This window comes from Nannocystis punicea (genome assembly GCF_026965555.1).
Taxonomy (GTDB): Bacteria; Myxococcota_A; Polyangia; order Nannocystales; family Nannocystaceae; genus Nannocystis; species Nannocystis punicea.
Window position 1 is genome coordinate 12,369,793 of the sequence record NZ_CP114040.1, and the last position, 12,450, is coordinate 12,382,242.

Consider the following 12,450-nt stretch of genomic DNA (forward strand, 5'->3'; position numbering starts at 1 on the left):
TCAAGTCGGCATTCCACTCCGCTCGCATCCATGGCCGAGGCCTTCGACGCTCACCGAGGGGCGGGCCGGGCGCGGCGCAATTGGGACGCAGAGAAGGATGAAGGGCCACCGGGCGGACCTTCGGACATGTCCCATGTGCCATCCGCATCAGTCTTGACGCGTCGGCACCCAAGTCCGCTCACACCGCTGAGCGGGGCCGGCGATCCTCGCCGAGGGGCGGGCCGGGCGCGGCGCAATTGGGACGCAGCGAGAGGCCCCATGCCTGACGCAGAGCCGCCGAGCCGATCGTCGGACAGGTCTCATGAATCCCATCGGCGGCGAGCATCTGGCATGGCAGGTCTCGCGTCGCGAGGGCCCCGTTCTCGCCGCGCCCGGCCCGCCCCCTCCCAGGTCTCCACGGCCCCGCGCTTCCGGATCGGGCACGGCCTTCGCCTCCTCGCGCGCTCTCCGAAGTCACGATGGCAGAAGAGACCCCATGCGCTTTGAACGCCTGACCGTCGAGCGCTTCGGCCACTTCGAGTCGCTCGACATCGACCTGCCCGGAGGGCCAGGTCTCGTCGTCCTCTACGGCCCCAACGAGGCCGGCAAGACCACGCTCCTGCGGGCCCTGCACGGCCTCCTCTTCGGCGTCGACGAGCGCACCCCGTACGCCTTCGAGTACGACTACCGCGCCATCGCCCTGCGAGCTGTCCTGCGGGACAGCGCCGGCCAGCGCCTCCACATCACTCGCCTCAAGAAGCGCAAGGACTCGCTCGCCGGCAGCCTTCACAGCGACGCCGGCGAGGTCCCCCTCGACGCCGCTCGCTTCGCCCGCTACTTCGGCGCCATCACCGAGGAGCTCTACCGGGCGATCTTCGGCTTCTCGCACGCCGACCTGCAGCAGGGCTCCGACGTCTTGCAGGTCGCGGGCCTCGCCGAGCTCCTGGGCGGCGGCGCTCTCGGCGGCAGCGCCGAGAAGATCCGCGGCGCCCTCGCCGGCCTCCAGGGCGAGAGCGAGGGCCTCTTCAAGGCCAAGGGCAAGAACCCCGCCATCAACCGCGGCCTCACCCAGCTGCGCGACGCCAAGCACGCCCTGCGCGACGCCATGTTCGCCCAGCCGCAGTACGCCGCGCTCACCACCAACCTCGCCGGCGCGCGCGACGAGGCCGACCTCGCCGAGCGAGAGCTCGCCCGCCTGCGCGAGCGCGAGGCCCGGCTGCGCACCCTGCTCGGCGTCTTCGAGGACTTCCACGAGCACCTCGGCCTCGTGCGCGCCCTCGCCGACCCCGCCCTGCACCTCGACCTCGACGAGCCCGCCGCCGAGCGGGCCCGCCTGCGCCACGCCGAGTTCGTGACCGCCGACGGCCAGCTGCGCGCCCTCGACGCCGAGCTCGCGCGCCTCCTCGCCCGCGCCGACCAGCCCGCCGCCGACCCTGCCCTGCTCGCCGAGGCCGGCGCCGTCGAGCGGCTCGTCCGCCGCGTCGAGGCCGTCGCCGAGCAGCGCCTCGTCATCCCGCGCGAGCGCGAGCGCCTGGCCCGCGAGACCGACGCCCTGCAGTCTGTCCTCGCCACCATGTCCCCGGGGACACGTCCTGAAGACCATGTCCGATGGGTCATCCAGCCGCACGAGCTCGACCGCCTGCGGGCCCTCGCCACCCGCTGGCAGCGCGCCCGCCAGGAGCTGATGCTGTCGGCCCGCGGCCTCGCCGACGACGAGGCCGAGCTGTCGGCGCTGCGTGCCAGCCTCGCCGACCTGGCCGCCGCCGCGCCCGACCTCGAGGACAGCGCCCTGCTCGCCGAGCTCGAGGACGCCCTGGCCCGCCGCGCCGAGCTCGACCGCGAGGAGCTGGCGATCGCCCGCCTGCGCGCCGACCTCGACCTCGGCCTCCTGCGCCTGCACCCGCCGCTGCCCGCCGCCGAGCTCGCCGCCGCCCCCCTGCCGCGCCCCGCCGAGCTCGACGATCACCACGCCCGCCACCTCGACCTCGAGCGCGAGCGCCGGGCTGCCCTTTCAGACCTGTCCCGAGAGCAAGACGACCTCACCCGCGCCCGCGCCGAGCTCGAAGCCCTCGCCGCCGGCGACCTGCCCGATCCGTCGGCCCTCGCGGTCGCCCGCGCCCGCCGCGACGACGTCTGGCAGGAGGTCCGCCGCCGCCTCCACACCCAGGAGGGCTTCGGCGCCCTGTTCGTCGGCGCCGACGCGGCCGACTCGGGCCCCGACACCTCCGCCGCCCGCAAGCAGCTGACGCGCCGCTACGAGCGCGCGGTGGCCGACGCCGACGACCTCGCCGACCGCCTGCGCGACGCCGCCGATCTGCTGGCCAAGAAGACGGGCCTGCAGCAGCAGATCGATCGCGCCGAGCAGGACGTCGCCCGCGCGCAGGAGCGGGTCGCCGCGGCCACCCGCGCCGAGGCGCGCTGGGCCGCCGACTGGGCCGCGCTGTGGCGGCCGACCAGGATCGTGCCCGGTCCGCCCGCGGCGATGATCCCGTGGTGCCGCGACGCCGCCAGCCTGCGCGAGCTCGCGGCCGAGCTGATGCGCCGCGAGGAGGTCGTCCGCCGCCTGCGCCCGGCGCTCGACGAGTTCACCGCCCGCCTGCAGCGCCGCCTCTCGTGGCCCGGCGCCAGCCTGCCCGCGCTCGCCCAGGGCCTCCGCGACCGCGAGCGCACCGCCCTGGCCGCGCGCGCCCGCCACGAGGCCGCCTCCGCCCGCCTCGCCGGCCTCGACAGCGCCGTCGCTCGCGGCCACGCCGCCCACGCCGCCCTCTCGCGCGAGCTCGCCGACATCCGCGCCGCCCTCTCCTCCCTCCTCGTCACCCTCGGCCTGCCCGCCGACCTCGAGCCCGACGCCGCGCTCGCCCGCATCGATGCCCTCGAGGACATGTCCCAAAAGCTAGCCGCGCTCGAGGCCCGCCGCGAGGCCCTGGCCCGCGGCGAGGCGCTCCTCGCCGGCTTCGACGCCGAGTTCACCGCGCTCCTCGCCCGCCTCGGCCGCCCCGCCGGCGACCTCGCCCCCGAGCACACCGTCGACCGCCTCAGCCGCCGCCTCGCCGAGGCCCGCACGGCCGCCGCCGCCGCCGAGCAGGCCCGCGAGCAGGCCGAGGTCAAGCAGCGCGAGCGCGACGCCCTGGCCGAGACCCGCGCCGCCGCGTCCGCCGAGCTCGAGGCCCTGGCCGCCCGTGCCGGGGCCCGCGGAACGCCTGAACTTTTGGACATGTCCGAACGGGCACTCCAGCGCGCCCGCCTGCAGCGGCGCCAGGGCGAGCTGGCCCTGCGACTGGCCCGCGCGCTCGGCGACGGCCCGGCCCGCGACAGCTACGACGCCGAGCTGCAGGGCGCCCGCCGCGAGGCGCTGATGGCCGAGCGCGACGACCTCGCCCGCCGCCTCGCCGACCTCGACCGCCGCCGCACCGGCGCGCTCGAGCAGAAGGGCAAGCTCGACAACCAGCTGCAGCACCTCGGGGGCGACCGCGCGGCCCGCCTCAACGCCGAGTGCGAGGCCCTCCACGCCGACCTCACCCAGCACGTCGACCGCTACGTCCTCGTCCAGCTGGCCCAGCAGGTGCTCGCCCGCGTCACCGACCGCTACGCCCGCGAGAACCAGCCGGCGATCCTCCACTACACCTCCGACCTCCTGGCCACGATCACCGGCGGCCGCCACCTCCGCGTCGTCCCCCAGCCCGAGGCCGGCACCCTCGCCGCAGTCGGCCGCGGCGGCCGGCTCCGGCTCCCGAGCGAGCTGTCCCTCGGGACACGCGAGCAGCTGTTCCTCGCCCTCCGCCTCGCCTACGTCCTCGACTACTGCGACCGCAACGAGCCGCTCCCGCTGGTGATGGACGACGTCCTCGTCAACTTCGACGAGGACCGCGCCGCCACCACCCTGCAGGCCCTCCGCGACGTCGCCCGCACCACCCAGATCCTCTTCCTCACCTGCCACCGCCACCTGATGCACCTGGCCCGCCAGACCACCGACACCGGCGCCGACCTGCAGATCGTCGAGCTCCCCGGCCCGCCCGCGGCCACCATCCCGCGCGCCGCCGAAGCCTGAACCATCGGACATGCTCTTTCGAGCATGCCTCAACGGACATGCCCGCCCGGGCATGTCCTATTTTGGAACTAGTCGGAGTACATGCGCTGCCACTGCTCGAGCACGATGAGCGACCAGATCCGCAGCGCGTGATCGCGGGTCCCGCGGCGGTGCTCGCCGACGATCCGGGCCACCCCGTTGACGTCGAACAGGCCGCGCCGCTTGATGACGTCGGGGTGCAGCCAGTCGGAGACGATGCGCGCCTCGGCGGCCTTGAGCCAGGCCCCGAACGGCGCCGAGAACCCGAGCTTCTTGCGCTTCAGCACCGTTGGCGGCAGCCACTCGCCGGCGATCTCCCGCAGCACCCGCTTCGACGCCAGCGCGGTCACCCGCATCGACGACGGCGCCGCCGCCATCTGCTCGAGCAGCACGTGGTCGCAGAACGGCACCCGCACCTCGAGCCCGTGGGCCATGCTCATGCGGTCGGTGCAGCGCAGCACGTTCTCGGGCAAGAAGCCGTGGATGTCGGCGTACCATGCCCTTGCGACCAGGTCCCCGAGGACAGGTCGGTCGAAGGCCTCGGCGATGAAGTTCGGCGCGCGCACCTCGGCGATCCGCCGCGCCGTCTCGCGCGCGTAGGGCCGGTCGCGCGCCGACTCGGAGCCCTTGCCGACCCACGCCGCGTAGCGCTCGCCCGGCGGCAGCGCCAGGCTGTCGAGGAATTGCCGGCCCCAGCGGCGCAGGCTGAGCGCCGTCGTCGGCTCGCCGAGCACCCGCAGCGCCCGCCCGGCCAGCGCGATCGCCGACGGCGGCACGCGCCCCAGGTGCTCGGAGATCCGCAGCCCCCGGTAGCGCGGATAGCCGCCGAACACCTCGTCGCCGCCGTCGCCCGCCAGCGCCACGGTCACCCGCTGCCGCGCGAAGCGGGACAGGTGGTACGCCAGCAGCGCCGTCCACGACCCGAACGGCTCGTCGAAGCCCGCGACCATCGCCGCCAGGTCGTCGAGGATGTCGATCTTCAGCTCGAGCTCGTGGTGCGACAGCCCGAAGTGCCGCGCCACCTCCCGCGCGTGGTGCCGCTCCTCGTAGCTCGCGCCCTCCGGCCCGTAGCCGACGCAGAACGTCTGCAGCGCCGTCCCGCGGTTCGCCAGCGCCGCGACGATCGTCGACGAGTCGAGCCCGCCCGACAGGAACGCCCCCACCGGCACGTCCGACACCGTGTGCAGCTCGATCGCCTCGGCCAACGTCGGTGCCACCGCCTCCGCCCACGCCTCCACGCTCGAAAGCCGCGGGTCCGGCGGCCGCGGCTCGCAGTCCCACCAGCGCGAGATGGTCACCTGTCCCTCGCGCCAGGTCAGTCGATGCCCCGGCGGCAGCTGCTTCACGCCAGCGAAGATCGAGCGCGGCGGCGGGACATAGTAGAGCTCGAGATACCCGTCGAGCGCCGCGAGGTCGAGCGAGCGGTCGACCGCCGGGCTCTTCAGCAGCGCCTTCGGCTCCGACGCGAACAGCAGCACGCCGCCCGCCACTTGCGAATAATAAAGCGGCTTCTGCCCCAGCCGGTCGCGCACGAGGTGGAGCTCGCGGGTCCGCCGGTCCCACAACGCGAACGCGAACATCCCCCGCAGCCGCTGCAGCGCCGCCGGCCCCTCGCGCCGCCACAGCTCGAGCAGCACCTCGGTGTCGCCGCGCGTGCGCAGCGGCACCCCGGCCGCGAGCAGCTCGGCGCGCAGCGCCGCGAAGTTGTAGATCTCGCCGTTGTAGACGATGACGAGGTCGCCGCTCGCGTCGACCATCGGCTGGGCCCCGCCGGCGAGGTCGAGGATCGCCAGCCGGCGATGACCGAGCCCGACGTCCGGCTCGAGATGCACCCCGTCACCGTCGGGCCCGCGGTGTCGCAGCGCCGCGGTCATGCTCGCCACCAGAGCGGCGTCGCAGGCCCCGACCATGCCGGCGAGCCCGCACATCAGGCCTCGACCCCCGCAAGGCGCGAGCCTCGGCCAGATTCGGGTCGCCAGGGCGGCATCGGGGACGAGCTTGTCATACTATGGCCCGGCCCGCCTGAAGCCGCTCTCATCATGACCGCCGCGACCGACGCCCCCACCGACGCCCCCACCGTCGAACCCGTCGAAGCCTGTCCGGTCTGCGGCGCCCGCGACCGCCACCCCCTCCTCCCCGAGGTCCACCGCATCGGCGTGGTCCGCTGCCAGGGCTGCGACCTCGTCCACGCCACCGGCCACTACGCCGCCACCTACCTCAGCGAGTCCTACTACGCCGCGCGCGCCAAGCAGCGCCAGTCGCCCACGCGCCCCTCGGCGCGAGACATCGACCGCAAGCGCCGCAACGTCGAGCTCTACGACCGCCTCAGCGGCGGCCGCCTCGGTCGCCCCCGCGCGGGCGCCCGCGCCCTCGACATCGGCTGCGACACCGGCCTCCTCCTCGACGTCCTGCGCGAGCTCGGCTACCGCACCGAGGGCATCGAACGCTCCCCCGCCGGCGCGCAGGCCCAGACCGCCGGCCACGAGGTCCACGCCCTCGACATCGAGGTGACCGACCTGGGCCTCGGCCGCTTCGACCTCATCACCATGACCCACGTGCTCGAGCACCTGCGCGAGCCGGTGCGCGGCCTGACGTGGATCCGCCGCCACTTGGCCCCCGGCGGCCTGGCAGTGATCGAGGTCCCGAACTGGGGCGATCTCCTGCGACCGCTGTGGGGCCGCCGCTTCCGCCCGCTCGAACTCGGCGACCACGTCAGCTTCTTCGAGCGCTCCACCCTCGCCGCCGCCCTCACCCGCGCCGGCCTGGAGCCGGAGATCTTGTGGAGCGCCCCGCAGATCGGCACCTCGCTCGCGCCGAGTTTGCTCACTGCCGCCGACCTCGCCCTCGACCTCCGCCGCCGCCTCCGTCGCGGCTCGCCCACCGTCGCCGGCGTCGCCGGCAACCGCCTCCAGTCCGCAAAACAGGGCCGGCGGTGGCAGCGCCTCGCCGGACCCCTGGTCGTCCGCGGCCTCGACAACCTCGACAGCGCCCTCGGCCCCTGGCTCGAAGGCATGTTCGGAGCCCACTGCGGCTGGGGTGCCAACCTCGTCACCGTCGCCAGGGCCCAATCCAGCTGAAGTCCCGACCTGAAGTCCCACGCCGGCCCGGGCTTTGCCGCCCCAACTTCGGGTGCTGGGACCCTCGGATCGTGCTTGACTTCCGCTCTGAACCAGAGCATCTTCCTGGCCCCTTGCTTCGAACGGTTGCAAGGGCCTGAGGGGTGGTAGTTAAGTTGGTCATAACGCCGGCCTGTCACGTCGGAGGTCGCGGGTTCGAGCCCCGTCCGCCCCGCCAGAGAAACTGAAGCGAAGCCCCGAAACCACCCGGTTTCGGGGCTTCGTGTTTTGGTCGCGCGACGAGCCCGCCGCGCAGCGACCTGCGCCGCGGAGCCCGAGAAGAAGTCGCCGGTCGAAGGCCGCGCCGACGCGGCCGCGCCTCACAGCGTCGAGAAGACCGCGTGCCGGCCGACGCCGATGCGCTCGAGCCGACCTTGCTTGACCAGCACCCCGAGGTGGTGGCGGAGCACCTTGCGATCGATGCGCGAGTACTCGGCGATGTCCTCGATCGTGACGTCGCCGTTGCCCTCGATGAAGGGCAGCACCTGGCGCGCGACCTCGTCGGTGGACAGGCCGCCGTCCTCGGGCGCCTCTTCCTTCTCCTTCTTCAGGGCCTTCGCCTCGGCCTCGACCTCGGCCAGCTCCTCCTCGAGGATCCGCCGCTTCTTCTTGCGACCGGTCGGCTCGGGCTCGGCGGCGACAGGCTCCGGCGCCGGACCGAAGCCGTCGCGCAGGTCCCCGAGGGTGATCTTCCCGAACTGCGCCCACAGCCCGCGCGCCTCGAGGAAGTGGACCAGGTCCCCGAGCGACACCGTGTCGCGGTTCTTGAGGCCCTTGAGCGTCTCGAGCGCGCTGAGCCGCTCGAGCGCGCCGCTCTCGGCGCGGAAAATGGCACTGGCTTCACGTGTCATGAAAATGTTCCAGATCGGGCACAGCGGCCGTTCCTGACGCCGCTGCGCGCTTCGGCCGGTATTGCTCATCCGATCGGCCCGCGCAAGCCGCGATCCGCCGGCCACCGGGGAATCATTGTCCCAACCGCCTCCGGGATTCACCTGCGCGCGAAGAGATCTCTTCGCCGCCTCCGCACAGATGCGTGAACGCGCGCTCAGGAATGTACGTAAATGCCCCTACAGGTACGAGTCCTGGCAACCCCAGAGCCCTTGTGGACTGCTTCCGCGCGGTTTCCGCCGTTCGCCGATCCCGCCGCCTTGTGCGGACCGCGCGAAGCCGCTGAGGCACCTCGACGCTCGACTAAACACCATTCCAGATCCGCGCAGGACAGGCAGGCTCGACAACGGAATTCCTGTGGATGCGGAAGGGGCGCAAGCCCCCGCCCTAGAGCCTGCGAAGGGGCGAAAAGCGCGGAGCGCGTAAGTTTTCAGCCCCAATATGTCGTGGTACAAGCCCCGTCACCCACAAGATGTGGGGGGCGAGGAGCGCTTTCGTCCGGCTTGCATCCGGGTGCTCCTCGGTCCATCTCTGCCCGACTACACAATTTCGCCCCTGCTGCTCGACTTCGCTCGCCCCGTCCTGGGTGTACGCGAAGCCTGGTCGCGGCTGGCCAGGTCTTGCTTTCGCAAGGCCGGTCGCGCATTTCACGCCCCCCCCCCGACAACTCTGCCCCCGGAGTCCGCCCCGTCATGAAGCTGTCCCGGCTGTTCACCAAGGATCAACCCCGACCTTTCTCCGGCGTCGAGTTCGAGCGCCGTAGCTCGCGGATCACCAACCCGGACGGGACGGTGGTGTTCGAGGCGAGCGACATCCAGGTCCCCCAGGGTTGGTCGCAGGTCGCAGTCGACATCATGGCCCAGAAGTACTTCCGCAAGGCCGGCGTGCCCGCCCGCCTGCGCAAGGTCGCGGAGGAGGGCGTACCCGAGTGGTTGTGGCGCAGCGAGGCCGACGCCGAGGCGCTGGCCGCCCTGCCGCCCGAGCAGCGCATGGTCGGCGAGACCGACAGCCGCCAGCTGTTCCACCGCCTGGCCGGCTGCTGGACCTACTGGGGCTTCAAGCACGGCTACTTCAGCGACGAGGACTCGGCCCGCGTCTTCTACGACGAGCTGACCACCATGCTCGCCGACCAGGCGGTCGCGCCGAACAGCCCGCAGTGGTTCAACACCGGCCTGCACTGGGCCTACGGCATCACCGGCCCGGCCCAGGGCCACAGCTACTGCGACCCGGTCACCGGTGAGCTCAGCCTGTCGAACAACGCCTACGAGCGCCCGCAGCCGCACGCCTGCTTCATCTCCTCGGTCAGCGACGACCTCGTCGGCCAGGGCGGCATCATGGACCTGTGGGTCCGCGAGGCCCGGCTGTTCAAGTACGGCTCGGGCACCGGCACGAATTTCTCGACCTTGAGGGGCGAGGGCGAGCCGCTGTCGGGCGGCGGTCGCAGCAGCGGCCTGATGAGCTTCCTGAAGATCGGCGACCGGGCCGCCGGCGCGATCAAGAGCGGCGGCACCACCCGTCGCGCCGCCAAGATGGTCATCGTCGACGTCGACCACCCCGACGTCGAGAAGTTCATCGACTGGAAGGTCATCGAGGAGCAGAAGGTCGCCGCGCTGGTGGCCGGCAGCCGGCTGTGCAGCCGTCACCTCAACCTGGTCCTGGGGGCATGTCACGACGTCGCCCTCACCGGCGAGGACCGCTTCGACCCGCGCAAGAACAAGGGCCTGAGCAAGGCGATCCACAACGCCCGCGCCGCCGAGATCCCCGAGAGCTACGTGCAGCGGGCGATCGCCTTGGCCAGGCAGGGCGCGCGCGAGATCGAGTTCAACGAGTACGACACCAACTGGGACAGCGAGGCCTACGCCACCGTCTCCGGCCAGAACTCGAACAACTCGGTGCGCGTCACCGACGAGTTCCTGCGCGCGGTCGAGGAGGACAACGCCTGGGACCTCATCCGCCGCAGCGACCGCAAGGTCCACCGCACCGTGCGGGCGCGCGAGCTGTGGGACAAGATCACCTTCTCCGCCTGGGCCTGCGCCGACCCCGGCCTGCAGTTCGACACCACCATCAACGAGTGGCACACCTGCCCGAACGACGGCCGGATCAACGCCTCGAACCCGTGCTCCGAGTACATGTTCCTCGACGACACGGCCTGCAACCTGGCGTCGCTGAACCTGACCAAGTTCCTCGCCCGCACCAGCGGCGCCAATGACCTCGACCTCGACGTCGACGCCGTGCGCCACGCCTGCCGCCTGTGGACGATCGTGCTCGAGATCTCGGTGCTCATGGCCCAGTTCCCGAGCGAGGCGATCGCTATCCGCAGCTACAAGTACCGCACCCTCGGCCTCGGCTACGCCAACCTCGGCACCTACTTCATGCTGCGCGGGATCGCCTACGACAGCGAGCTGGCGGTGGCGATCTGCGGCGGCGTCACGGCCCTGATGACCGCGGCCTGCTACAGCACCAGCGCCGAGCTGGCGCGCGAGCACGGCGCCTTCCCCGGCTACACCGCCAACCGCGAGCCGATGCTGCGGGTCATCCGCAACCACCGCCGCGCCGCCTACAACGCCCCGCGCGCCGAGTACGAGGGTCTGTCGATCGCGCCGATGGGCATCGCCCAGCACGTCTGCCCGAGCTACCTGCTCAAGGCCGCCCAGGCCGAGTGGGACGCCGCCCTGCGCCTCGGCGAGCAGCACGGCTACCGCAACGCCCAGGTCACCGTCATCGCCCCGACCGGCACCATCGGCCTGCTGATGGACTGCGACACCACCGGCATCGAGCCCGACTTCGCCCTGGTGAAGTTCAAGAAGCTCGCCGGCGGCGGCTACTTCAAGATCATCAACCAGTCGGTGCCCGCCGCGCTCGCCACCCTCGGCTACACCGAGACGCAGATCGCCGACATCGTCCGCTACTGCAAGGGCGCCGGCACTCTGGTCGGCAGCCCGCGGATCTCCCACACCGACCTCAAGCGCAAGGGCTTCACCGACGAGGTGCTCGCGCGCATCGAGTCGGAGCTGGCCGGCGCCTTCGAGATCGGCTTCGTCTTCAACCGCTACGTCCTCGGCGACGACTTCTGCCGCGACGTCCTCAAGTTCACCGACGCCCAGCTCAACGACCCGGGCTTCAACATCCTCGAGGGGCTCGGCTTCTCGGCCGAGGACATCCAGCGTGCCAACGACTTCGTGTGCGGCACCATGACGGTCGAGGGCGCCCCGCACCTGCGCGCCCAGCACCTGCCGGTGTTCGACTGCGCCAACAAGTGCGGCCGCTACGGCACCCGCTTCATCGCCCCGATGGCGCACGTGCGCATGATGGCCGCCGCCCAGCCGTTCCTGTCCGGCGCGATCAGCAAGACCATCAACATGCCGAGCGACGCCAGCGTGCGCGAGGTCGAGAGCGTCTACCTCGCCTCGTGGAAGTACGCGCTCAAGGCCAACGCCCTCTACCGCGACGGCAGCAAGCTCAGCCAGCCGCTCTCGTCCGCGCTCGCGGTCGAGGCCGAGGACGACGTCGCCGACGCGCTGGCGACCACCCAGCCGCAGGTGATCGAGAAGGTCACCGAGAAGATCGTCCACCGCTACCTCGCCAAGCGCCGGCGCATGCCCGACCGCCGCAGCGGCTACACGCAGAAGGCGACCATCGGCGGCCACAAGGTCTACATCCACACCGGCGAGTACGGCGACGGCACCCTCGGCGAGATCTTCATCGGCATGCACAAGGAGGGCGCCGCCTTCCGCAGCCTGATGAACTGCTTCGCCATCGCCATCAGCCTCGGCCTGCAGTACGGCGTCCCGCTCGAGGAGTACGTCGACGCCTTCGTCTTCAGCCGCTTCGAGCCCGCCGGTCCGGTGGTCGGCAACTCGCGGATCAAGATGTCGACCTCGATCATCGACTACATCTTCCGCGAGCTCGCCGTCACCTACCTCGACCGCAACGAGCTGGCCCACGTCAACCCCGAGGACCTCGAGCCCGACGCGCTCGGCGACCAGAGCCAGAACGAGGGCGTCGAGTTCCAGGACGAAGAGGTCGTCTCGGAGCGCATCGTCACCCCCGGCCCGCTCAAACTCAGCGCCAACCTCCCGCGCGGCCCCGTCCCCGGCAAGAAGCGCCACGCGATCGAGGTCGAGGACCGCACCGCCGCCGCCGAGCCCGCCCGCGCCGCCGCCAAGCCGCGCCCGGCCGCCGCCGCCGCCCCCAGCGTCAGCGAGCAAGTCCGCGTCGCCCGCATGTCCGGCTACGAAGGCGACGCCTGCGGCTCGTGCGGCAGCTTCACCATGGTCCGCAACGGCTCCTGCCTGAAGTGCGTCAGCTGCGGCGCCACCAGCGGCTGCTCGTGAACGACCCTTGCGCGCGGATCCTGCATCCAGCGGGATCCGCGCCTCGCCTCGCTGCACCACTGTTGCC

5 protein-coding genes and 1 tRNA gene are annotated in these 12,450 nt (G+C 72.1%); 4 read left to right on the forward strand and 2 right to left on the reverse strand.

Annotated elements, in window-relative coordinates:
* Positions 1–475 precede the first annotated feature (475 nt).
* Complete coding sequence (locus O0S08_RS47635) at positions 476–4,027, forward strand: AAA family ATPase (RefSeq protein WP_269036215.1); 3,552 nt, start codon at positions 476–478, stop codon at positions 4,025–4,027.
* Positions 4,028–4,095: 68 nt separating this feature from the next.
* Here O0S08_RS47635 and asnB read toward each other — a convergent pair whose 3' ends face one another.
* Complete coding sequence (gene asnB / locus O0S08_RS47640; RefSeq protein WP_269036216.1) at positions 4,096–5,973, reverse strand: asparagine synthase (glutamine-hydrolyzing); 1,878 nt, start codon at positions 5,971–5,973, stop codon at positions 4,096–4,098.
* Between the two features lie 111 nt (positions 5,974–6,084).
* On the opposite strand from asnB, the gene O0S08_RS47645 reads away from it, so the two are divergent.
* Together O0S08_RS47645 and O0S08_RS47650 are read left to right on the forward strand one after the other, a co-directional pair.
* Positions 6,085–7,122 (forward strand): class I SAM-dependent methyltransferase, encoded by a 1,038-nt coding sequence (locus O0S08_RS47645; protein ID WP_269036217.1) that lies wholly within the window; start codon positions 6,085–6,087, stop codon positions 7,120–7,122.
* Positions 7,123–7,262: 140 nt separating this feature from the next.
* Positions 7,263–7,339, forward strand: a tRNA-Asp gene (locus O0S08_RS47650).
* 142 nt (positions 7,340–7,481) lie between these two features.
* Here the strand turns inward: O0S08_RS47650 and O0S08_RS47655 are convergent.
* Positions 7,482–8,012, reverse strand: a complete 531-nt coding sequence (locus O0S08_RS47655) for a hypothetical protein (protein WP_269036218.1) — start codon at positions 8,010–8,012, stop codon at positions 7,482–7,484.
* Between the two features lie 729 nt (positions 8,013–8,741).
* Between O0S08_RS47655 and O0S08_RS47660 the strand changes: the two genes are divergently transcribed.
* The gene (locus tag O0S08_RS47660; RefSeq protein WP_269036219.1) at positions 8,742–12,383 is read left to right on the forward strand and encodes a vitamin B12-dependent ribonucleotide reductase; all 3,642 of its coding nucleotides are present in this window, start codon (positions 8,742–8,744) and stop codon (positions 12,381–12,383) included.
* Positions 12,384–12,450 lie beyond the last annotated feature (67 nt).